At 61.6% G+C, this 22312-nt stretch carries 25 protein-coding genes and 1 tRNA gene; 13 read left to right on the top strand and 13 right to left on the bottom strand.

Features of this window, described 5'->3' with window-relative positions; translation table 11 throughout:
* Position 1: 1 nt before the first annotated feature.
* From CKW13_RS23060 to CKW13_RS24315, 7 genes are all read right to left on the bottom strand, one after another.
* Positions 2-481 (bottom strand): aromatic-ring-hydroxylating dioxygenase subunit beta, encoded by a 480-nt coding sequence (locus CKW13_RS23060; RefSeq protein ID WP_095111079.1) that lies wholly within the window; start codon positions 479-481, stop codon positions 2-4.
* Between the two features lie 11 nt (positions 482-492).
* Positions 493-1770: a Rieske 2Fe-2S domain-containing protein gene (locus CKW13_RS23055; RefSeq protein WP_095111078.1), complete on the bottom strand. Its 1278-nt coding sequence runs from the start codon at positions 1768-1770 to the stop codon at positions 493-495.
* A 47-nt stretch (positions 1771-1817) separates the two neighbouring features.
* Entirely contained in the window at positions 1818-2348 is a 531-nt protein-coding gene (locus tag CKW13_RS23050; protein ID WP_095111077.1) for a nuclear transport factor 2 family protein, read from the bottom strand.
* Positions 2349-2363: 15 nt separating this feature from the next.
* A complete protein-coding gene (locus tag CKW13_RS23045; protein ID WP_095111076.1) occupies positions 2364-2723 on the bottom strand; it encodes an IacB protein in 360 nt (119 codons plus the stop codon).
* A 28-nt stretch (positions 2724-2751) separates the two neighbouring features.
* Positions 2752-3924: an acyl-CoA dehydrogenase family protein gene (locus CKW13_RS23040; RefSeq protein WP_095111075.1), complete on the bottom strand. Its 1173-nt coding sequence runs from the start codon at positions 3922-3924 to the stop codon at positions 2752-2754.
* Positions 3925-3951: 27 nt separating this feature from the next.
* Positions 3952-5064 carry an amidase gene (locus CKW13_RS23035; protein ID WP_095111074.1) on the bottom strand — a complete coding sequence of 371 codons (1113 nt, stop codon included), beginning with the start codon at positions 5062-5064 and terminating at the stop codon, positions 3952-3954.
* A 361-nt stretch (positions 5065-5425) separates the two neighbouring features.
* Positions 5426-5653: a hypothetical protein gene (locus tag CKW13_RS24315; RefSeq protein WP_141234014.1), complete on the bottom strand. Its 228-nt coding sequence runs from the start codon at positions 5651-5653 to the stop codon at positions 5426-5428.
* A gap of 202 nt (positions 5654-5855) precedes the next feature.
* On the opposite strand from CKW13_RS24315, the gene CKW13_RS23030 reads away from it, so the two are divergent.
* The 8 genes from CKW13_RS23030 (at position 5856) to CKW13_RS22995 (ending at position 14734) form a co-directional block, all read left to right on the top strand.
* Positions 5856-7007 (top strand): ABC transporter substrate-binding protein, encoded by a 1152-nt coding sequence (locus CKW13_RS23030; protein WP_095111073.1) that lies wholly within the window; start codon positions 5856-5858, stop codon positions 7005-7007.
* 89 nt (positions 7008-7096) lie between these two features.
* Positions 7097-8134, top strand: a complete 1038-nt coding sequence (locus CKW13_RS23025) for a branched-chain amino acid ABC transporter permease (RefSeq protein ID WP_095111072.1) — start codon at positions 7097-7099, stop codon at positions 8132-8134.
* On the top strand, positions 8131-9933 hold the full coding sequence (locus tag CKW13_RS23020; protein WP_095111071.1) for an ATP-binding cassette domain-containing protein: 1803 nt from the start codon (positions 8131-8133) through the stop codon (positions 9931-9933). The genes CKW13_RS23025 and CKW13_RS23020 overlap by 4 nt, the downstream gene beginning before the upstream one ends.
* Positions 9933-10724: an ABC transporter ATP-binding protein gene (locus CKW13_RS23015; RefSeq protein WP_095111070.1), complete on the top strand. Its 792-nt coding sequence runs from the start codon at positions 9933-9935 to the stop codon at positions 10722-10724. Before CKW13_RS23020 ends, CKW13_RS23015 begins: the two co-directional genes overlap by 1 nt.
* A 57-nt stretch (positions 10725-10781) precedes the next feature.
* Entirely contained in the window at positions 10782-11768 is a 987-nt protein-coding gene (locus CKW13_RS23010) for a ketopantoate reductase family protein (protein ID WP_095111069.1), read from the top strand.
* A gap of 23 nt (positions 11769-11791) precedes the next feature.
* Positions 11792-12556 (top strand): class II aldolase/adducin family protein, encoded by a 765-nt coding sequence (locus CKW13_RS23005; RefSeq protein WP_095111068.1) that lies wholly within the window; start codon positions 11792-11794, stop codon positions 12554-12556.
* A gap of 51 nt (positions 12557-12607) precedes the next feature.
* Positions 12608-14143, top strand: coding sequence for a methyl-accepting chemotaxis protein (locus CKW13_RS23000; RefSeq protein WP_095111095.1), 1536 nt, complete (start codon positions 12608-12610; stop codon positions 14141-14143).
* A gap of 114 nt (positions 14144-14257) precedes the next feature.
* Entirely contained in the window at positions 14258-14734 is a 477-nt protein-coding gene (locus tag CKW13_RS22995) for a MarR family winged helix-turn-helix transcriptional regulator (RefSeq protein WP_095111067.1), read from the top strand.
* Positions 14735-14741: 7 nt separating this feature from the next.
* On the opposite strand, the gene CKW13_RS22990 is transcribed toward CKW13_RS22995, so the two are convergent.
* Positions 14742-15623, bottom strand: coding sequence for an EamA family transporter (locus CKW13_RS22990; RefSeq protein ID WP_095111066.1), 882 nt, complete (start codon positions 15621-15623; stop codon positions 14742-14744).
* Positions 15624-15738: 115 nt separating this feature from the next.
* Here CKW13_RS22990 and CKW13_RS22985 point away from each other — a divergent pair, with 115 nt between their 5' ends.
* The 3 genes from CKW13_RS22985 (at position 15739) to CKW13_RS24310 (ending at position 18568) form a co-directional block, all read left to right on the top strand.
* Positions 15739-16521, top strand: a complete 783-nt coding sequence (locus tag CKW13_RS22985; protein ID WP_095111065.1) for a helix-turn-helix domain-containing protein — start codon at positions 15739-15741, stop codon at positions 16519-16521.
* A gap of 248 nt (positions 16522-16769) precedes the next feature.
* Positions 16770-17777 (top strand): acyltransferase, encoded by a 1008-nt coding sequence (locus CKW13_RS22980; protein ID WP_095111064.1) that lies wholly within the window; start codon positions 16770-16772, stop codon positions 17775-17777.
* A 236-nt stretch (positions 17778-18013) separates the two neighbouring features.
* Positions 18014-18568, top strand: coding sequence for a hypothetical protein (locus CKW13_RS24310; RefSeq protein ID WP_141234013.1), 555 nt, complete (start codon positions 18014-18016; stop codon positions 18566-18568).
* Between the two features lie 151 nt (positions 18569-18719).
* Here CKW13_RS24310 and CKW13_RS24545 read toward each other — a convergent pair.
* Positions 18720-18829, bottom strand: a tRNA-OTHER gene (locus CKW13_RS24545).
* A 176-nt stretch (positions 18830-19005) separates the two neighbouring features.
* Positions 19006-19170, bottom strand: a complete 165-nt coding sequence (locus tag CKW13_RS24540) for a hypothetical protein (RefSeq protein WP_176465173.1) — start codon at positions 19168-19170, stop codon at positions 19006-19008.
* A gap of 190 nt (positions 19171-19360) precedes the next feature.
* Between CKW13_RS24540 and CKW13_RS22975 the strand changes: the two genes are divergently transcribed.
* Positions 19361-19570 (top strand): hypothetical protein, encoded by a 210-nt coding sequence (locus CKW13_RS22975; RefSeq protein WP_095111063.1) that lies wholly within the window; start codon positions 19361-19363, stop codon positions 19568-19570.
* A 698-nt stretch (positions 19571-20268) separates the two neighbouring features.
* Positions 20269-20568 (top strand): hypothetical protein, encoded by a 300-nt coding sequence (locus CKW13_RS22970; RefSeq protein WP_095111062.1) that lies wholly within the window; start codon positions 20269-20271, stop codon positions 20566-20568.
* A gap of 380 nt (positions 20569-20948) precedes the next feature.
* Here the strand turns inward: CKW13_RS22970 and CKW13_RS24605 are convergent, their stop codons facing one another.
* The 3 genes from CKW13_RS24605 to CKW13_RS22955 form a co-directional block, all read right to left on the bottom strand.
* On the bottom strand, positions 20949-21467 hold the full coding sequence (locus CKW13_RS24605; protein WP_218192070.1) for a lysis system i-spanin subunit Rz: 519 nt from the start codon (positions 21465-21467) through the stop codon (positions 20949-20951).
* Positions 21464-21997: a glycoside hydrolase family 19 protein gene (locus tag CKW13_RS22960; protein WP_095111060.1), complete on the bottom strand. Its 534-nt coding sequence runs from the start codon at positions 21995-21997 to the stop codon at positions 21464-21466. The genes CKW13_RS24605 and CKW13_RS22960 overlap by 4 nt, the downstream gene beginning before the upstream one ends.
* 61 nt (positions 21998-22058) lie before the next feature.
* A complete protein-coding gene (locus CKW13_RS22955) occupies positions 22059-22295 on the bottom strand; it encodes a hypothetical protein (RefSeq protein ID WP_095111094.1) in 237 nt (78 codons plus the stop codon).
* Between the last annotated feature and the right edge of the window lie 17 nt (positions 22296-22312).

The raw sequence follows: 22312 nt of genomic DNA, 5'->3' as shown, positions 1-22312 counted from the left end.
CTCAGAGGATGTAGCCGATACCCGCCAGGGTGTCGGTGGAGTTGATGAGCTGGATCAGCTTGCGCTGGATCTTGAAGCTGTCGCCGCTGCGCACCAGCTCGAAGGTGACGTCGGCGGTGTACTGCTTGAGCACGTCCTTGCGGAACTCGCGCAGGTTCTGCGCGCACCGCACGGTGACCACGCCCTGCTCGTCGCTGAGCACGCGAAAGCGCGACTGGCTGCGCACGGTGCGCGCCCGTGGCGTGGTGGAGATCGACTCGCCGCTGGTCAGGCGCGTGACGCGCAACTGGCGCATGTGGTGGTCGTCGTAGGCGTAGTTGAGGGTGTTCTCGAAATCGGTTTCCAACGGGTCGATGGGGATGATGTAGGTCGCCGTCTCGGTCCACAGCTCCAGCCACGCGGCGAATTCGCCGTGGTCGAGCATGTCCGCTTCCTGCCAGATGAAAGCGCTGACTTGGTTGAGCAATTGCAGGTTGTTCATGGGGTTCTCCGTCACTTGGCCGACATCATCTTTTTCCACTGCTGGTAGCCCGCCCGCATACCGGTTTCGGCGCTCACGTCGCTCACCCGGCCATCGGCGGAGGCTTTCTCGCCCGGCAAACCACGGTTGAGCATGATCCACAGGTCGCTGCCGGCGCTGGCGCCGCGCTGTACGCGCTCCCAGGCTTCGGAGTCGTCCGGGGTGCCAAAGCCCATCGGGCCCTGGAAGTGTTCGTGCAGGCGCAGGCGATAACGGTTGGCCACGGCCGGGCCGCCGTCCATGGTGATGACGGCGTGGTGGATCTCGGTTTCGTTCACCGCGATCGGTTGCAGCACCCGGAAGAACGCCATGGAGCAAGCGATGTTGGGGAACAGGTTGAGGTTGAAGCCCGAACCGCCCACCGCGCGCACGATGCGCCGCACCGCCGCCTCCTCGTGGCCTTCGGCGCGCAGTTGCGCGGCGAGGTCTTCGAAGCGCTCCGGGATCGGCAGCTCGAGGTTAGCTTCAAGGTCCACCAGGTCGGGGATCATCACCATCACGCTGTGGCCGTTGCCCAGGTCTTCGACGTAGCCCGGCCCTTGCACGAAGTCGAACAACTCCAGGGTCTGCTCGTCCACCGAGGACAGGAACGACTTATGCACCAACGGGAAGTGGTAGGCGTCGGTGGTGTTTTCCAACTGAATTTTCCAGTTGCCGGGGAAGCGGAAGCGGTGCTCACCGCCGACTTTCACCGGGTAGCCGGCGCCCTGCTTCATGAACAGGTCGATCCATTTTTTTGCCGCACCCAGGTAGTCGGCCAACGGCTCGATATCGTCCTTGAAGGTGGCGAAGATCATGCCGTTGTATTGCTCCACCCGCAGGCTGACCAGGGGCAGTTCGGCCTTGTCCAGGCAATCGGCGTAGCTTTCCGGGTGTGGCACACCGCGCAGGCTGCCGTCCAGGGCGTAGCTCCAGCCGTGGTACGGGCAGACGAAGCTGTTGGTCTTGCCCTTTTTGTGTTCGCACACTGTGGCCCCGCGGTGGCGGCAGCGGTTGAGCAGCACGTGCACGTCTTTTTTGCGGTCGCGCACCACAATCACCGGTTGCTTGCCGATGTAGGTGCTCTTGTAGCTGCCGGACTCGGGAATTTCGCTGGCGTGGGCCACCCAGATCCAGGTGCTGTAGAAGATCTTTTCCAGTTCCTCGTCAAACAGCTTGGCGTCGGTGTACAGTGACGTGTGCACGCGGTCGCTCTGGACCAGGTCGGACGGGCAAGCGTCCAGGGTTACGGTGTTTATCAGGTTATTCACGGTCACTCCTCGTCGGCTCGGTTCGCCGACTCTAAGAATTCTGGGGGTCACTGGCCGGGCTTGCCGGGCACGGGCAGGTGCGCGGCGCTGTTCCAGGTGCTCACGGGGCGGCTGAACAGGTTCTCGGTCTGGAAGTGCGCCATGCGCCACTGCCCTTGCTCCCGGGTAAAACGCACCGTCAGGCGGGCGCTGTTGAGGTGCGAGGCCCCCGAGGCGAAGGTCGAGGCCTGCAACATCACCCAACTGGCCTGGGCGCTGTCACCGCTGACCTGGATCAGCTCCGAGGTCAGGAAGTGCACGTTCAGCGAAAAATGCGCAGGCTCCACCATATAAGTGGCGAACATCGCCTTGATCGCCGCGCGCCCCTGATAGCCGCCGAAGCTGTTCTGGTACTTGGCACCCTTGCCTTCCCAGACCGCGTCTTCGGTGAACAGCCCGGCCAGTTCGTCGAGGGGCGAAGCCACGCCCAACTCGTCGCACAGGAACATGTAGCGGTTCATGCAGGCGCGGATCGCGTTCTCGCTTTCCAGTTGCTCCAGGCGCAGCTCCAGCGCGCGAATGTGCTCGTGTGACGACATGGCGACCTCGCAGGCTCAGCGCTGGATAATCAGTTCACGCCCGGTGCGGGCCTCGACCTTGCAGTACTTCCACAGTTTGTACGGGCCATCACCCACCGCCGTGGTACGGAACAGGTTGCAGGCAGCGTGGACGGTTTCGATGTCCGGCACGTCGGCCAGCAGGTAGGTGGTCCAGGGCCAGCCGGCGGACGGGCCGACCATGCTCTGGTCGTCGTCCATGTTGCCCAGCACGGTCACGCCCGGCAGGTCGGCAATGCCGTTCCACATGGCGCCGAACGCCGCCCAGACTTCCAGGGCTTCGGGGCGCGGGGCATCGAAGAAGTTTTGGTTGATGCCGATGCAAAACAGGACGCGCAGGGCTTTTTTGTCGCTCATGGGGTTCACCGATTCGAGTTGAGAAAAATTACAGGTAGCCGGGCAGCGGCTTGTTGCCGAAGAAAATCGCGCCGGCGTTCTGGTAGGTCATGTCGCCCATGAAGGCGTGCTGGGTAATGACCTGGGTGTCGTTGACAAAGCGCGACAGCGGGCTGGTGCGGTAGACCCCGCTCATGCCCGAGAGCATTTGCGCGGTGCGCGCCACCTCGGCTGCCACGCGGGTGGCGTGGGTCGAGGACAGGCGCAGCATGTTGGTCTGCTCGACGCTCACCGGGTCGCCCGCCAGGACACTGGCCCAGGCATCGTCGATGGCTTGGTAGAACCACGAACGCGCCGCCCGCAGGGAGGCTTCGGCCTTGGCCATTTCGACCTGGGCCAGGGGCCGGTCGGACAACGACGGCGCGCCGGTTACCGAGATGCGCCCGCTGGCCATGCCGCTCAACTCGTCCAGGGCCGCACGGGCCACGCCCAGGCCCACCACCGACAACACCTGGGTGGCAAAAGACAGCGACGGGTAGCGGAAGAACGGCTCGTCCAGGTTGGCCGGGCCGCCGCGTACGAAGGTCCACTCCTCCGGTACCACCACACCTTCGACCACCACGTCGTGGCTGCCGGTGCCGACCAGGCCCACGACGTTCCAGGTTTCCTCGATGCGCACTTTTTCCCGTGGCATCACCGCCAGGCGTGGCAGGCCAAGCATCTCGCCGTTTTTCGGGCTGATGCCGACGCCGATCAGCGAGGCGCCCATGCAGCCGCTGGAGAACTTCCAGCGCCCGTTGACCTGCAACCCGCCCTCGACAAAAGCCGCAGGTTGGGGTGGAAAGATGCCGCCGGCGAAGACCACGTCGGGCGAGTCGGCGTAAATCTTCTTGATGGTTTCCAGGGGCAGCGCCGCCAGGTACACCGGGCTCATGCCGAAGCTTGCGACCCAACCGGCCGAGCCGTCGGCCACCGAGATGTCTTCGACCATTTGGCAGAACTCGGCGGGCGAGCGCTCGTCACCGCCAAAGCGCTTGGGCACCAGGGCACGGTACACACCGAGCGTGCGAAAGCGCTCGATGATGTCCTGGGAGATGAATTTCTGTTGGTCGAACTCTTCGCTGCGGGCGCGGGTACGGATCTCGGCCAGCAACTGTTGAAACGCTTCATTGGCCGTGATCGGCACGCAACGCTGTTGATTCAGCTCGCTTGGCGCGTTCATGGGTTTCTCCATAGTCAGCATCACGATTTACTCTTCCAGGCGCCGGGCCAGTTCGCGGGCGACTGCGCACAGCAGTTCGTCCGCGCCATGGGCGGCAATGAGTTGAAGGCCTACCGGCAGCCCCGAAGCGCTGTGCAACGGGATGCTCAGGGCCGGGTGGCCGGACAGATTGAAAGCGCGCACCAGGGACGTCATGCCCAGGGCGGCGCGGGTGTCGGCCGCATCGGCGACCAGCAAGGGCAAATCGGGCATGGTCGGCAGGGCCAGGATCGGCGTGACGGCCAGGGCTGCGTCCACTTCTGCGGTAAAGGCGCGGCGGATAATGTCGGCATCGGCCAAGGCTTGAGGCGAGGTCAGGCTGGCGGCGCGCAGGCGCTCGGCGACGTCGTTGCCGACATGGCCGGTTGCCAGGAGATGGCCGCAAGCGGCCCAGGTTTCGCCGTTGATGACCGCCATTGCCGCGCCATAAGCAGCGGCCATGCCCGGCAGTGATTGCGCCACCAACGGCCAGCCGCAGCGGGCCAGGGCCTGGCTCACGGCCACCTGAACCGGGGCACAGGCCGCTACGCCGACCACGCCAATGGTCAGGCTGTGGGGCAACTTGGGTGTGGTGAAGGTGGGGGCGATGGCGTGCATCGCCGCGATCAGGCTGTCCATGTCCCGCGCCAGCGGCCCCACGCAATCGAGGCTGCTGCGGGCGGGCATCACACCCTGGCGGCTGACACGGCCGAAGGTGGGTTTAAGGCCAAACACACCGCAGCAGGCCGCCGGTATGCGCACCGAGCCGCCAGTGTCGGTGCCCAGGGCCACATCGCACAGCCCCGCCGCCACCGCCGCCGCCGAACCACTGGAAGAACCGCCCGGGATGTAGCCCGGATAACGCGGGTTGGCCGGGGTGCCGGTCCAGGCGTTGAGGCCGGTGGTGCCGAAGGCCAGTTCATGCAGGCTGGTTTTGCCGGTGACCCGCCAGCCCGCCGCCAGCAATGCCGCCACCACCTGGGCATGTTCTGCCGCGGCCGGGGCATCAGCCAATGCACGGCTTGAAGCACGGGTCGGGTAACCGGCGATGTCGATGGTGTCTTTGACCATGACCGACAGGCCGTTTGCTCCTAAGGCTAAATCCTCGACAACGATCGACATGCGTTTGTACCTGTTTGTTAGGTGCCGCCAGAACGGACGACCTGAGCGTGGGGCCCGGGTAATCGCTTAAATCTAAAATCATAATATTTACGTGAATTGTCAATTGAATTTTACCAAATAAAAGAGTGTGTATTTTCGGTGCAAATTTTGCTTTTTCGCACCATCCGCGTGCAGTTTGGTAACACCGTAAAAAGGCCGTAAAACCCCGGAAAATAATATTTTTATTCATATAAATCAGTATGTTAAATAATAAACCATGATCGTTACCGCGCAATTATCCGGAAAAAACCCTAGGTTCTAATTTCGGAAAAAGTTGCCGAACAAAAAAATAATTCAGGGCAAAAACAGGCGTAAAAAACACCTAAAAAACAGGAATTTTTTGCCCGTTAAAAAACCCGTTTCCGCGGCCCTCGGCCGCTTTCTTGATCCAGATCAAAGCCTTGTTCGGCCTGGTGTGCTGCCGGTTTTTCAGCGTCCGATGATGGCCTTCCAGTAGCCACTTTCCGGCCCCTGGCCGCAGGGTCGTCGAGGCGGTGTTACCCCGGTCGCGGTAACAGCCTTTTGCCATGCACCAGGAAATTTCTGGCATGCAATCTGCTTTTGCCCTCAACGCCTTCGACCGATCACCCAGGGTCGCTGGCAGCCTCGCGGCTCGGTAACAGAGCCTGGGCACAGCAACCGTTCACCAAAAAAACAAATAGGGCCGCACCTTGGGCCGTGCTCGCACCCCGCGTGGTCGAGGCGGCTGGCCAATTAGCCTTTTGCAGCGTTGCAACTCTTCGGAGAAAGTCATGTTTTTCAGAAAAGCCGTGTCCACGTTGTTGTTGAGTGCCGCCTGCGCCACCGCTGCGCAAGCCGAAGTGAAAATCGGTGTCATCACCTCCTCCACCGGGCCGATTGCGTTGGTTGGCCTGCCGCAGAAAAACACTGTGCCGCTGCTGCCCACCCAGGCAGGCGACCACGCAGTGAAGTACATCTCGCTGGATGACGGCAGCGACCCGACGGCCACGGTGAAGGCCCTGAAGAAGCTGATCGACGAAGAAAATGTCGATGCCATCATCGGCCCAAGCGGCTCGCCCAATGCCATGGGGGTGATCCAGTTCGTCGCCGAGGCCGGCGTGCCACTGCTGGCGCCGGTGGGCACCGCCGCTGTGGTGCTGCCCATGACCGAGCAGAAGAAATGGGTGTTCAAGACCACGCAAAACGATGACCTGATCGCCACCGCGCTGTTCGAGCACATGGCCAAGAAAGGCGTGAAGACCCTCGGTTTCATCGGCACCGCCGACCCCTACGGCGAGAACTGGGCCAAGGTCATGGCCGGCCTGGCCGCGCAGCAGAACATCAAGGTCGTGGCCAACGAGCGCTTCCAGCGCCAGGACACGTCGGTGACGGGCCAAAGCCTGAAAATTCTCGCCACCCGCCCCGACGCGGTACTGGTGGCCGCGCCGGGCAGCTCGGCGGTGATGCCGCAGACCACCCTGTTCGACCAGGGCTATCGCGGCCAGGTCTACCAGACCCACGGCGCGGCGCTGCCGGACTTCCTCAAGCTGGGCGGCAAGAAGGTCGAAGGCACCATCCTCGCCGCGAGCCTGATGCTGGTGCTCGATGAGATCCCCGACAGCCATCCGTCCAAGACCATCGCCCGCGACTACACCCAGGCCTACGAAAAACTCAACGGTAGCCAACCGGCGACCTTCGGCGGCAACACCTTCGACGCCGGCCTGCTGCTCAAGCAAGCGATCCCGATTGCCGCGAGCAAGGCCGCCCCCGGCACCCCGCAGTTTCGCGCGGCCCTGCGCGATGCCCTGGAACAAAGCCATGAAGTGGCCGGCACCCAAGGGGTCTACAACATGACGCCGCAAGACCACAGCGGCTTCGACCAGCGCGGCCGCGAGCTGATCGTGGTGAAAAACGGCACCTGGAAGTTGCTGCGCGACAACTAATCGACACCGGTCGCCCTGCCCGCGTGCCGACGCCTGACCCGGGTCGGCCTGCGGGCCTGATATTCAATCGGTAGAAAGAGCTCTCATTTATGAATTTCCAGATAGCCATGCTGCTGGGCCAGGACGGCATGACCAATGGCGCGATCTACGCGCTGCTGGCCCTGTCGATCCTCCTGGTGTTCACCGTGACCCGGATCCTGCTGATCCCCCAAGGTGAGTTCGTGACCTACGGCGCCTTGACCATGGCCACCTTGCAGAGCGGCCACCCCACCGCCCTGGTCTGGTTGCTGCTGGGCCTGACGTTGCTCGACTGCGCCCTCGACCTGTGGGGTGCGGCGCGTTCGAGCCAGGCCTTTCGTTTCCCCCGGCGCGTTGTTTTCAAGCTTGCCTACGCCGCCCTGCTGGCGGTGCTGATCCATACCTTGCCCCTGGCCGAATTGCCGATGGCAGTGCAAGCGCTGCTGACCCTGGCGCTGGTGGTGCCTTTGGGGCCACAGATCTATCGCCTGGTGTTCCAGCCGATTGCCTCGGCCAGCTCCCTGGTGCTGCTGATCGTCTCCATCGCGGTGCACGTGAGCATGGTCGGCATCGCCCTGCTGCTGTTCGGCCCCGAAGGCGCACGCACCCGGCCGTTCTCCGAGGCCGGGCTGGAGTTGGGCCCGGTGACGTTCAACAGCCAGACGCTGTGGGTGCTGGCGGTGTCGCTGGGGTTGATCGTGGGCCTCTACCTGTTCTTCGAACGCACGCTCTACGGCAAGGCTTTGCGCGCCACGGCGGTAAACCGCATGGGCGCGCGGCTGATGGGTATTTCGCCGACCCTGGCGGGCAAGTCCACCTTCCTGCTGGCCGCCCTGATTGGCACGCTGTCGGGGATTTTGATCGCGCCAATCACCACCCTCTATTTCGATTCCGGCTTCGTCATCAGCCTCAAGGGCTTCGTCGGCGCCATCATCGGCGGCTTGGTCAGTTACCCGGTGGCCGCCGTCGGCGCCCTGGCGGTGGGGTTGATCGAAGCGTTCTCGATGTTCTGGGCCAGTACCTATAAAGAGATCATCGTGTTCACCCTGATTATTCCGTTCCTGCTGTGGCGTTCGTTCACCAGCCGTCATGTGGAGGAAGAAGAATGAACCCACGCTATCTGTTACTCGCCCTGTTGCTGGTGGTGGGCGTCGCGCCGCTGCTGTTGCCGCCCTACTACGTGACCTTGCTCAACTACATCGGCATGTACGCCCTGGTGGTGCTGGGCCTGGTGCTGCTCACCGGCGTCGGCGGCATGACCAGTTTCGGCCAGGCTGCGTTCGTCGGCCTGGGCGCCTACACCTCGGCCTACCTGACCACCGCCGAGCAATTGCCGGGTTGGCTGGCCTGGGCCGCGGTGTCGCCCTGGCTGACCCTGTTGGTGGGCGTGGCGCTCACCGCCTCGGTGGCCCTGGTGCTGGGTGCGCTGACCCTGAAACTGTCCGGGCACTACCTGCCGCTGGGCACCATTGCCTGGGGCCTGTCGCTGTATTACCTGTTCGGCACCCTCGAATCCCTCGGCGGGCACACCGGCGTCGGCGGCTTGCCGTCGGTTTCCCTGTTCGGCCTGAAGCTGGATAAGGGCGAGAACATGTTCTACCTGATCTGGGCCCTGCTGCTGCTCGCCATCGTCATCACCCAGAACCTCCTGAACTCGCGCGAAGGCCGCGCCATCCGCGCCCTCAAGGGCGGCCAGGTGATGGCCGAGGCGATGGGGGTGAACACCTTTCGCTCCAAGATGGTGATCTTCGTCATCTCGGCAGTATTCGCCGCCGTTTCCGGCTGGCTGTATGCCCACACCCAACGCTTCGTCAACCCCACGCCCTTTGGCCTGAACATGGGCATCGATTACCTGTTCATGGCCCTGATCGGCGGCGTGGGCAGCGTGTGGGGCGCACTGCTCGGCGCGGGCATCCTGACCCTGCTCAAGCAATGGTTGCAGGACTGGCTGCCGCACCTGCTGGGCAACACCGGCAACTACGAAATCATCGTGTTCGGCATCCTCATCGTGGTGCTGATGCAGCGCGCACCGGGAGGCTTGTGGCCGTTGCTGATGCGCCTGGTGCCCGCCCGCTTGAAGGTGCGTAACAAGGTGCAGACGGTCGATACCGACGCCGCGCCGCTGACGTGCCGGGAGCTGCCCAAGCACGGCGAGCTGATCCTGGAGGCACGCCACGTGACCAAGCGCTTTGGCGGGTTGGTGGCCAACAACGACATGAGCCTGGAGATCCACTCGGGGGAAATCCTCGCCCTGATCGGCCCCAACGGCGCCGGCAAAAGCACCTTGTTCAACCAGCTCTCGGGTGTCGATACACCGAGCAGCGGCGAGGTGCTGTTCAGGGGCCAGAAGATCAACGGCCTCAACTCGCGGCAAGTGGCGCGCATGGGCATGAGCCGCACCTTCCAGCACGTAAAACTGCTGGGCAACATGAGTGTGCTGGAGAACGTCGCCATCGGCGCCCACCTGCGCGGCCAGCAAGGCGTGATGTCCGCGGCCCTGCACCTGGAGCGGCGCGAAGAAGCGGCCCTGCTCGGCGAAGCCAAGCGCCAGCTCGAGCGCGTAGGCCTGGGCGACTACTTGTATGAAGAGGCCGGCAGCCTGGCCCTGGGCCAACAGCGCATTTTGGAAATCGCCCGCGCCCTGTGCGCCGACCCGTGCCTGCTGCTGCTCGACGAACCCGCCGCGGGGCTGCGCCTGAAAGAAAAAGAAGCCCTCGGCCTGCTGCTCAGCCGCCTGCGCAGCGAAGGCATGGCGATTTTGCTGGTGGAACACGACATGGACTTCGTCATGGGCCTGGTGGACCGCGTGGTGGTCATGGAATTCGGCCAACGCATCGCCCAGGGCCTGCCCGAAGACGTACAGAAGGACCCGGCCGTGTTGGAAGCCTATTTGGGAGGAGTGGAATGATGAACATGCCAGTGCAACCGCAACTCGCGCCGCGCAACCGGGTGGACGATGCCGTGCTCGACATCAAGGGCCTGAGCGTGGCCTACGGCAAGGTCGAAGCCCTGAGTGACGCCAGCCTGACCGTGGGCAAGGGCCAGATCGTCACCGTGATCGGCCCCAACGGCGCGGGCAAAACCACCTTGCTGTCGGCGATCATGGGCGTGCTCGGCTCACGCGGCCAGGTGCATTTCGACGGCAGCCTGCAAACCCTGCCCGAGGTGGAAGTGATGGTTTCCCGTGGCCTGGGCCTGGTGCCGGAAAAACGCGAGTTGTTCACCAGCATGAGCGTGGCCGACAACCTGCTACTGGGCGCCTTCCAGCGCCATCGCCGGGGCGAGCGGAACTACAGCCAGACCCTGGGGGAAATCTACGAACTGTTCCCGCGCCTGTGGGAACGCCGCGAACAACTGGCCGCGACCCTCTCCGGCGGCGAGCGGCAGATGCTTGCCGTGGGCCGGGCGTTGATGGCCAAGCCCAAACTGCTGATGCTCGACGAACCGAGCCTGGGCCTGGCGCCGCTGATTACCCGGGAGATTTTCCGCATCATCACCGCCCTGCGCGAGCAAGGGGTGTCGATCCTGCTGGTGGAGCAGAACGCCCGCGCCGCCCTGCGGGTGGCCGACTACGCCTACGTGCTGGAAACCGGCCAGATCGCCATGCAGGGCCCGGCCCGGCAACTGGCCGACGACCCACGGGTGATCGAGGCCTACCTGGGCCTGGCCAGCAAGCACCAGGAAATGCTCGCCACCTGAGCCACGCCCTACCCCGGCGCCGGCAATGGCGCCGCCTTGTGAACACCCGGAGTCGCGATGAACCCTTCCCCCCTGCGCATCGGCATTGCCGGTGCCGGTGCCATCGGCTGCACCCTCGCCGCCCGCCTGGCGGGCCATGGCCACACGGTCAAAGTCCTGGCCCGTGGCGAAACCCTGGCCGCAATCCAGCGCGACGGCATCCACCTGACCGACCTGGACGGCCACCACCACGTGCAGGTCGAGGCCAGCGACGACGCCGCCAGCCTGGGCGAGCAGGACCTGATTTTTGTCTGCGCCAAGGCCCAGGCCCTGGGCGTGCTGCTGGCGCAACTGCAACCGATGATCGGCGCCGAGACGGTGGTGGTGCCGGTGGTCAACGGGGTGCCCTGGTGGTACTTCCACGGCGAGGGCGGGCGCTTCGACGGGCAGCGGGTCAACGCGGTCGATCCCGACTCGGCGCTCAGCCAGGCCCTGGACCTGCGCCACGTCATCGGTTGCGTGGTGTTCATCACCGCCCACTGCCCGGCCAGCGCCGTGTCCGAGTCCCACACCCCGCACCTGATGATTTTCGGCGAGCCAGACAACCGCCTCAGCCCCCGCCTGGAGCGAGTACGCGCGCTGGTGGAAAGCGTCGGCATCGAGGCGCGGGCCACCGAGCGCATCCGCGACAACCTGTGGACCAAGATCATCGCCAACCTCACCTCCAACCCGCTCTCGGTGATTACCGGCGCCACCCTGGAACAGCTCTACAGCCTGCCGCAATTGCGTGACCTGGTGAGCAGTTGCCTGCACGAAGCGCTGCTCACGGCCGCTGCCTACGGCGCCCGGGTGAGCATCGACCCGCAGACCTTCCTGGAACTGGGCGCCGCCATGGGCGCGGTGCGCACCTCGATGCTGCAAGACTACGAAAAAGGCCGGGGCCTGGAGCTGGCCGCCATCGGCGACGCCGTCCTGGAACTGGCCGACAGCATGGCCATCCCCATGCCCGTCACCCGGCACCTCATCACCCTGGCCCGCTTTCGCGGCGAACAGGCCCACCCCTGACTCACTGCCACAAGGACTGCGACATGAACCCATCGCCATTGGCCCAACCCCTCACCTGCGACGACGCCGAATGGGCGCTGCGCGTGCAACTTGCGCAGTGCTACCACCTGGTGGATTTCTTCGGCTGGACCGAAACCATTTTCAACCACATCTCCGCGCGCCTGCCCGGCCCGGCCCACCATTACCTGGTCAACCCGTTCGGCCTCAACTACACCGAGGTGACGCCGGCCAACCTGCTCAAGGTCGATCTGCACGGCAAGAAACTCGAAGACTCGCCCTACGACGCCAACCCCGCCGGTTTCGCCCTGCACAGTGCGGTGCACGGCGCGCGGGAGGACATCCAGTGCCTGATCCACACCCACACCACACCTATCTCGGCCATCGTCATGAAAAAGGCCGGTTTCGCCCACCACGACTTCTACGGCGCACAGCTCTACGGGCGCATCGGTTACCACACGTTCGAGGGCATCACCCTGTTCGATGACGAAAAGGCGCGGATGATCGACAGCCTCGGCGACAAGCACATCCTGGTGCTGCGCAACCACGGCATCGCGGTGGGCGAAAGCAGCATCGCCAAGGCGTTCTTCCTGCTGTGGACGGTGCAGCGTGCCGCCGAGATCCAATGCCAGGCCGGCGCCCTGGGCGGTGAGGACAACCCGCTGCCCGAGGCCATCAGCGAAAAATGCGCCGAGCTCACCGCCATGCTTATCCGCGAAAGCGGTTTTGCGGTGAAATTCTTCGACGCCATGGTGCGCAAAATGCGCGCCGAACGCGGCCAGTGCTGGTAATCGCAGGAGCATCGCGTGGCTAACCCAAAGGAACACACCGCGCCGGCCCTCGTGGCCGCGCCAGCGGAACTGCCGATTTCGCGCCTGGACACCCGCGGCCACCTGCTGGCCTGCAACGACGCCTACCTGGCGCTCAGCGGCTACACCCGGGAGGAGTTGCTCAACCAGCCCCACGAACTCATCAACCACCCGCAAATGCCCGCGCTCGTCATCGAGCGCATGTGGCAAACCCTGCACGGTGGCGTGCCCTGGACGGCGCCGGTGATGGGCCGCGACAAACAGGGCCTGAGCTTCTGGCGCACCCTCTATGTGGTGCCGCTGTTCGAGGACGGCCAGTTGAATGCGTTGGGCACGGTGTACCACCCACTGGACCCGGCCACGAGCTTGCGGGCGCAACGCCTCTACCGCCGGCTGAACGACGGCCACGGCCCGCTGAGCGTTGCCCGGCAAGTGCGCGAACACGCCAGCAGCCACGGCATCGCCTGGCTGCTGGGGTTGGCGGTGAGCGGCGCCCTGCTGGGTGGGCAGATCGACCTGGTACCGGGCCTGCTGGTGCTGGGCGGTGTGTTCGCGGCGGCCTGCCAGGGCCGCGCCAAACTGCACGCCGATGGCCGCCGGGTCATGGCCCGGCACGCGCAGGTCTACAGCGATGCCTTGCTGGCGCCGCTGCACGATGACAGCAACGGCATCGCCAGCTGTTTCGACATGGCCCTCAACAGCCAGAACACGCGGATGCGCACGGTCATGGCGCGCATCCAGATCAACGGCGAAACCGTGCGCCAACGGGCACAGGAATCGTCCCACCTGGTGCAAGCCCAGTCGGGCCACCTGCAACGGCAACTCGAAGAAGCCGAGCAATCCGCCGCCGCGGTGGAGCAAATGAGCGCAACCATCCAGGAACTGTCGCGCAACCTGCAACACACGGCCCAGGCCACGCAGGCCGTGGATCGCCTGGCCCGCGACGGCGATCGCCTGTCCGGGCAGAGCCAGCGCTCGATGACCGGGTTGTGCACCTCAGTGGAGGAAATTGGCGAGGCCGTGGACCACTTGGCCGAATCCATCGAGTCCATCAGCGGCGTGGCCCATGTGATCCGCAGCATCGCCGAACAGACCAACCTGCTGGCGCTCAATGCCGCCATCGAAGCGGCCCGCGCCGGTGAGAGCGGCCGTGGCTTTGCGGTGGTCGCCGACGAAGTACGCACCCTCGCCACCCGCACTCGCGAATCCACCGAGCAGATCCAGCGCTCCATCGAGCAGCTACGTGACGGCAGCGCCCTGGCCCTGGCCACGGCACAACGGGGCGAGTCGGCCGCGCGGCAATCGCGCGAGGACGTGACCCAGGTGCAAGCCGCCCTGCGGCGCATCTGCGACGAGGTCGGGCAGATTTCCGGGATGAGTTTACAGATGGCCTCGGCCATCGAAGAGCAAGGCCAGGTGGCCCAGGACATCAACGGGCAGATCGCCCAGATCGTCAGCCTGGCGCAGACCAGCAGCGACCAATCCCGGCGCAGTACCCAGATCGGCGATGAGCTGCATCAACTGGCCAACTCCCAACTCGACCTGGCCCAGCGGTTTCTCCAGGGCTGAGGCGCTCCGCCGCAGTGCCACAGGCCTGGCGTGCGCTGGTCTTTTGCCGCGGGCAGCGCGACAATGGCGCCCGCGACTCCACCCAAGCTCACCAGAAAGACTACGCCAACCTTTATGACCACCCCGAAAAAGCGCCTGAGCCGATACAACCCCGCCAGTGAGGACTTCAAGAAAGAAGAGTTCCCCTTCTACTGGCTGGCTCGCCTGCATGGACGCTACTCCATGGCCATGGAGAAAGCGCTGAAGAAAATCGACATGGACATCCCGCGCTGGCGGATCCTGTTCATCCTCAAGGAAAACGGCGAATCGAGCATTTCGGAAATTTCCATCCACGCCATCGCCAAGCTCTCGACCATCACCAAAATCGTCTACCGCATGAAAGCCGACGGCCTGGTCGAAACCAACACCTGCGCCAGCGACGGCCGGGTGACCCAGGTTTCCCTCACCGAAACCGGGCGCCATACCATCGAAGAGATCCAGCACGGCACCAGCGACATCTTCCGCACCAGCTTCAAGGGCCTGACCGAAGCACAGATCACCAAGCTCAACGCCACGCTGGAAAAAATCTTCAACAACCTGCCGCAAGACTAAAGCCTGCTCACCCTAGCCTGGGCCGCGCCCACAGCACCCGCCCGGGCCGCGAGCCGATGAACAGCGCCAGCAAAATCAGCCCCATCGAAGCCAAACCCGCAGCACTGGGGCGCTGGCCGAGCATCAGCAGGGAACTGACGATGCCGAACACCGGAATCAGCAGCGACAGCGGCGCCACCCGCGACACCGGGTATTCGCGCAACAACAGGTTCCAACCCCAGTAGCACAGGTGCGTGGCGCCATACACCTGGAAGGCCAGGGAAAACAGCGTGACCCCGTGCAACTGCCCCGGCAGCGCCGTAAAGGGCGCCGCACCGTGCAGCCACCACGTCAGCAGGAACAGCGGCACAGGGGCAAACAGGCTGGCCCACACCACAAACGCAAAAATCTCCCGCACCTTCGACACCTTGATGACCACATTGCCCAGGCTCCAGGCCAAGGCACTGGCCAGTACCAGGGCAAAACCCAGGGCGGTGCCTGGCCCGGCGCCGTCCAGCACGACGCCCACCAGCCCCACCGCCGCCAGCAGCATGCCGAGCACCTGGGGCAGTGTGAGGCTTTCGTGGAACAGCAAAACGCCCCACCCCAAGGTGAAAAACGCGCTGAACTGGATCAAGAGCGACGCGCTGCCCGGCGGCACCCCCAGGGCGATCCCCAGGTTAATCAGGGCCCACATAGCGACGCCAAAAATCAACCCATAAGCCGCCAACCAGCGCAGGGCAACCTGCGGCCGCTTGATGAAAAACACCCAGGGCAACGCGGCCAGGGTGAAGCGCAGCGCGGTCAATAGCAGTGGGTCGATGCCGGCAAGGCCGAGCTTGGTGATGGGGAAATTCAGCCCCCAAACGGCCGTCACCAGGACGGCGAGTAGGATGTGTTTTTTCTGCATGGTGGCCTGTGTTTCCCCCGATAGCGAAGCGCAATGGCGCGATACGGCGGGGAATATGCCGTACCAGGAAATGGCCCGCTTTCAGGCCAGGGACAAATACTATTAAAATCAGGCCATGAACAATGCCACCCTCGACCCTGACCAGAACGTAGAGCGCGACGCCGTTGTGACCGCTTGCGAGTACGCCGACGCTCAGTTGTTCGCCGCGCACACCCATCAACGTGGGCAATTCGCCTACGCCGCACGCGGCGTCATCACGGTGTTCACCGACGAAGGCAACTGGGTCGTCCCGCCCCAGCGCGGCATCTGGGTGCCGGCCCAAGTGCAGCACTCCATGCACATGCGCGGGCCGGTCACCATGCTCAACACTTACATTCACCCACAGGCCGGGCAACGCCTCGGGCTCGCGGCGCACTGCCAGGTCGTCGAGGTATCGCCCCTGTTGCGCCAGTTGCTGATGAAAGCCATCCACGTCCCCACGCACTACAGCCCCACGAGCCACGATGGCCACCTGATGGGCTTGCTGCTGCATGAAATTGCCGCGATGCCCGCACTCTCCCTCAACGCCCCGTTGCCCAAAGAACCTCGCCTGGCGCAGGCCTGCCGGGAGTTCCTCGCCCACCCTTCCCAGGAAATCAGCATCGACGCCATGGCCCAACGCAGCGCCATGAGCCGACGCACCTTCACCCGCCTCTTCAGACTGCACACCGGCATCAGCTACCTGCAATGGCGCCAACAGGCCTGCCTGCTGGCCGCAGTGGCCCGGCTGGGAAACGGCGAGCCGGTGACACAGGTGGCCCTAGAACTCGGTTACAGCAGCTCCAGCGCCTTCGCCACCGTATTCAAACGGGTCTTGGGGGAGGTGCCGAGTCGGTATGTCGTCGGCCAACCGCTTTAAGCACCCGCAGGCTTTCGGCTCGCATTACCAGCCCTTTCCCACACGCGCCCTCTTTAATTACGCGGGATCTACAGGGATACTGCCATCACGTTGACATCGCGCAACGGGGGGCCACGGACGAAACAATAAGAATCGCCAGTGAGGCTGTATGGTGTTTGTTGAAAAGCCGTTGAAGTAAAGCCATGGGCGCAAGGGCCACAGGCCGATAGCCCGGCTGCCCTCTAATAAATATAAAAAAGGAGTTTAGTGTGGGTGCTTATCGACTATTGCTGGCGCTGCTGGTGGCGCTGTCCCATATGGGCGTGAAGTTCTGGGGAGTCAACTTAGGTGTGGTCGCCGTTATATCGTTCTTTATCATCAGCGGCTTTGTGATGACGTCGCTGATTGAGCGTCATTACCGCAGCCTAGATAAAGTGGGGCTGTTCTACCTTGACCGCCTCTTGAGGCTGTACCCGCAGTTCATCGTCTATTTCGTCATGTCCTGCCTGGTGATTTACTTCATGTTGCCCGGCACGCCCCAAGCGGCCACCCTCACGGCTAAGAACATCCTGACCAGCCTGCCGATCCTGCCACTTGGCTTCTACATGTACGGCATCACCCTGCCGCAAATCCTGCCCCCGGCCTGGTCCCTTGGGCTTGAAATGTGCTTCTACCTGTTGATTCCATTCCTGCTGATTTACAAGGTACGCGGCGGTTTTTTTCTCGCGTCGCTATTGGTTTTTTCCGTTGCTTTCATCGGCAAGATCGACAACGACATCTATGGCTATCGGTTGCTGCCGGGAGTTTTGTTCATCTTTCTGTGCGGCAGTTACCTGTACCAGGCTAAAACAAAAGAGTTGTTCATCGTGGCGACCACCACCCTGGTGGCTGCCCTCTTGTTCCTGGCCATCATGTCCGGCGCTATAACGCGCCTCATACTCAATGCCGAAGTCACCCTAGGTATCGCCGTGGGCATTCCAGCGGTGTACCTGCTGAGCAAACTCAAGTACCACCCCATTGACGAGTTCTTCGGGAACATCAGCTATGGCGTGTTCCTCAACCACTTTGTGGTGATGTATGCACTGCGCCACTTCTGGCCTGTTGAATACAGCGTCCCGATTATTTGTGCGGTGCTGGTGCTGTCTTTCTTGTTAAGTGGGGTGACCTACTACTGTGTTGAAAAACCGGCGCTGAAACTTCGGCATACACTGCGTGCGCGCTCAAACGCCCGGCCACAAGCCATGGAGCCGGTTGCACCTGGGCTGAGCAAGGCTTGAGAACGTGCGTGCACCCAACAGAATGGCGCTCAATCGCGAGGGCATTGCAGCACCGGAGAAGATGAAGAGGCTCACGGCATTGGCGCACGCCAATTCGCACTACACCCGCCCTCAGTGCGTGACCTCCCTACGCGGAATTGGCCGCGATCCTCTTGCGACGATGTTGCAATGGTATGAGGGCACTCAAGCAGGTCTTCAATCGAACAGGGGCAAAACCGGCAGCGGTATGACTCACCGTGGCCACAGAGCTCGGCGGACTTGTTCCGCCGCGCCACAGCGGTAACGGCCGGCCTGATAGCCTTCGCGCAAAGCCTGCGCACCGTGCCAAGCTACAGACCGTCGCACTGGAGGACATCGACAGCCGCTTGTACGAACGTGGCGACACCGCATTTGACATCTTTGCTCAGATAGTTAACGAGCTCGCAGTACCCAAACCATTACACATAAAGGATTGCACCATCGGCAAGGTGCGTGATGGCCTTCCCGAAGGCAAACTGAGAACGGAACTAACACGAGTCACCAAGCTTCATTGGTTTCAATATCTCGCTGGATTCAGCAACACCATCAAACACCGTCAACTCATCTCGCACCAGCCATCACAGAAGTACGAAGAAGGTACTGGCGAATATCTTGGAGGTGGAGCGCAGGTAGCGGCTTTCAAATATCACAGCAGGGAATTTAAGAGCTACTGGGTAAAGGAGGTGCTGGAAGGCACAGTCGAAATGCACAATGAAATTGTCATTCTCGGCATCACTCTCAATGAACATTGCCTGACTCCAGCTCTGCCCTGACCGCAACAACACCAGCGTGCAACCAACGCTCACATTGTCCAGTGTGAACGAACCCGATACTTTGTGAACGTTCTGCAAGAAATCCGAAGCACAAAAAAGGGCTCACCTTTCGGTGAGCCCTTCTAGACCGCCCAGCAGAGCGGATTTTGTTTGGTAGGCGCGATTGGACTCGAACCAACGACCCCCACCATGTCAAGGTGACCACAGGCAATTCATAAGCTTATGATTTATAAAGAAAAAATATGGTTTTCTGGCACGCCCAGAGCACGAAATACCATCCATAAGAATCAGTAACTTAGCGTTGTATATTCCTACAGTAGTATCCCCTCTTCCGGCGTCCAGCCATACGATCACAATCCCTATACATTAAAATCATCATACGACTGCTCGTGGGCCAGCCTTCGGCGCTGGTACAGCCCGAAAAATCTGGCCAGGTATCAGTGAAGCGTTCGATCCGGGACCGATGCCCTTAGCGCCTGAAGCTGACCATCCGACATGGCCGCCATAAGTGATTCCGCTTCCAGCCGTAAGCACTCAATCTCTTCTGGAGGCTTCTCCAGCAGCGGTAGCCCAGCCGCCACCATTTCATCAAAATCGTTCATGACTTTTTCTCATCGAGATCTACTCAGTTAATTGCTAATCGTCTCAATGCGAACCAGGCAGATTTTGCCTTCGACACAGCGAGTGGTAGAAATCTGCTTCACCTCTGCGGCGTTCTGCCGAATGCATACCCTTCCCACAACCCATCAAAATATCCTCCTGCTACGCTCAAAACACCAAGGAGGATTCACAATGCCAAACTCAGACCTGCTCCCTTCCCTGCTTTTCAAGATCAACGAGAACCAACTCGCACTTGAGGCTGCCATCATGGAGCTCTCAAACTGGGTGGAGCAGAGGGGCTCTGCCGACGTAGCCGACAACGTTCGCGGCGCTCTGGATACGATCGACCGCAATGAAGAGTTCATCAAAATAACGCTTGCGGTTCTGATGACTCCGAAGTGAGGCTCCCCAATCTGGACGCTGACCTGAAGGACGTGCTGACTCGTCTACTTAACAGGTGAGTGAGATTGGCCAATTGTTGCCCGATCACTGGCCACCGAAATAGTGGTCAAAAGGCGTGTCAATACGGGCCGTATCAGTTGATTTTCTTGGCTTTATACGGCGGATTGATGCCATGGATAGTTACCGTTTAGTTTGCGCAAGTTCAATTATTACCGCTTTTACCTAGGGGGTGGGACTGCGGACGATATGCCGAACCCCGCCTCAGAAGCTGGGTTTTTCATTCCTGCTTCTGAGGCTCACCCAAGAGCACAGGAATGGACGCACTTACCAGTCGTGCAAATTTGGTCGACAGCCCGGGATAGGGAATCGCGAAACTTTATAGAAGCTCATAAAAAATATCGTCACCCTTAAATTTAGCGCGAAAGATAGGAGCTTCCCACAGCGCACAACCTCACTAAAGTGCAAAGCGAAACTTCTCCACCCTCTCGAACAAGAAATAAATTGCAACAAAGATCTATTGAAATATCCTAAACACCAAGAAACCAACATTTACTGACCAAAAATGAGAGGCTATGCCTTTTATAGCTGGATGGAAACCCAGTTCAATAAAACCACACCCAATGGTAACGTATGCTTTCGCATTGCTCAGCATAAGAAAAAACATGAGCAAACTTGTTGATTGAATAAAGGATTAACGAATGACTATCGAGCGAGAGATTTTCTCGGCCCTTATCGCGCAAAACGCATTTCAAGGTGAAAAGCCGAGCGTACAAAGCTTCGCCCAGCTGGCCGTAGACAAGGGATTTAGAGCGCTTTCGTCAAGGCAGCAGGCGGTGGTAAACCCCTTCCTGAAAAAACAATGCGAGGGTATTAAAGAACCAAATGAAAAACATAACAACTGCCAAAATAGTATAGGCGGTCGCGATTTGGTTGCAGCGCTTGAGAAATCCGAAAGTTATAAGGGATGGCGCTGCGAGAGCTGCCGAAGCGTATCTTAAAAACAATAAATCAACACAAATAGAGTAGCAACCTAAAACCTATAGAAACAAAAAAACACTATTACTCTCGCTACTCCTGATTGTTATTGCAGCAGGCCACCATGGCCTGCTCGCAGGTCTTTCTATTCTTTAAACCCTGTTCAACCCACCATCAAATCCCCGTTCACTCGTCACGCACCTGAGCGCTTCGGAAAAATATTGCACGATGCTGCCAAATCTTTCTGCGTGTCTAATTTTTCCAGAGAGAAAATGGTGCCCATGTATCAGATAGCACTACTGGTTGTTTTCGGTATCGCCACACTCTGGTTGGGCTACCAATGGGATAAGAAGAACCGTCAAAAAGAGCTGGCCGCAAAAAGACAAAGCGAAACCCGGGCCTCCTAGGGTCGCTGGCAGACATCCCTGATATACGTCTGCGCCGCCCTCAAGGCTGCTTGGTCGGCAATGATCCCGGCCCTGATATCGAAAACAGTTCGTCCAGCAATTGAAGTGAGTTCGACGGTTCCTGCATTGCCCAGGCTGGCGGCGCTGGTGGCTTCGGGCACGTGGCCACCACCGGCACTACAACTTCCCGCGATGCGCAGCCGGCGAGCAGAATCGTCAGCAGCACGGCGCAGCCTTTCGTTTTCAGCAAGATCATTGGCTTTCTCCTTGGTTGCCTTGGCATCGTTGTCTGCCCTTGCCTGCTCAGCGACTTGCTGCTTCTCCAGCGCCTGACGGGTTTGGGTGTTGGCGGCGTTGCTGATGGTGGCGAGATCGGACTGGTGGGCCATGGCCTGATCCGATAGTCGCTTACCGTAGCGCCAGTCCTGCACCTGCCAGGCGCCCGCCCCGCTCCCGGCCATCAGCACCAGGATCAACGCTGCCCAGCCAGCAATGCGCCAGGTGGCGGGATTCATGCCAGCACCGTCAGCGCTTTCGCGTATAGCGCCCGGCGATTCGCCGCGCCGTTCTGGCCGCCGTTGATCCTGCTGGTGATCTTGTCGAAGCTGCCGGCATCCGCCAGGGTGTTCAGCCCCGCCCGATGCCAGAACCACGCCGCCGACATGGCCGCGTGCTGGGGCTCCTCAAGCAGCTCGGGGTGCTTGAGCAGGTCCAGGCCCAGGGCTTCGCCGCATGCCGCGTAGTTGGCCCGGCCGGTGACCTGGATCAGGCCACGCCCGCGGAACTTGGAGCCGTCACCCGCGACGGTATTGCCCAGATCCTTGCGCCCCTCATACCCGGCCTGCTGCTTGGTTGGCCCCCAGATCTCGCGCACGTAGCGCAGTTGGCCAGACTCATGGCCGATCTGTGCAATGAACGCCGCCACGCGCGCAGGCGTGACAATGCCGAACTTGCCCATGGCGGTGTTGAGGACAGGTGCAAAAACGCCGGCTTTGGCGCCGGCGTTAGGGAGGATCAGCAGCAGTTGCTGCGCGGTGATGGGCATTACTTTTCTCCAGGCAAAAATATACCCGCTCGATGGCGGGTGGCTTAAAGTTGCGGCGCTGTCAGTTTTCGTCGGCTGGCAGCGGGTATCGCTGTTTGATGGCAGCGACTGCCGAAAGCCAGGCACTGTAGTCCGGCTCAGCTCCCGCGATGATGGCGTCATAGTCCGCCTCAAAACGCAGCGGATCTGACTCGCTCGCAAAAGCGGCGCGCCTAGATGAGCGAGCACCTTCTAACGCCGCGGCACGCTTCTCGCTCTCCTGCTGTTCAGCAGTGATGACCTGGCTGAAATCAATCATGGGGCACCTCGACGGCT

It is taken from the genome of Pseudomonas sp. Irchel 3E20 (assembly GCF_900187645.1).
GTDB lineage: Bacteria > Pseudomonadota > Gammaproteobacteria > Pseudomonadales > Pseudomonadaceae > Aquipseudomonas.
Note: the sequence above shows the minus strand (reverse complement) of the source record. Positions and strands in the feature narration are given on the sequence as shown.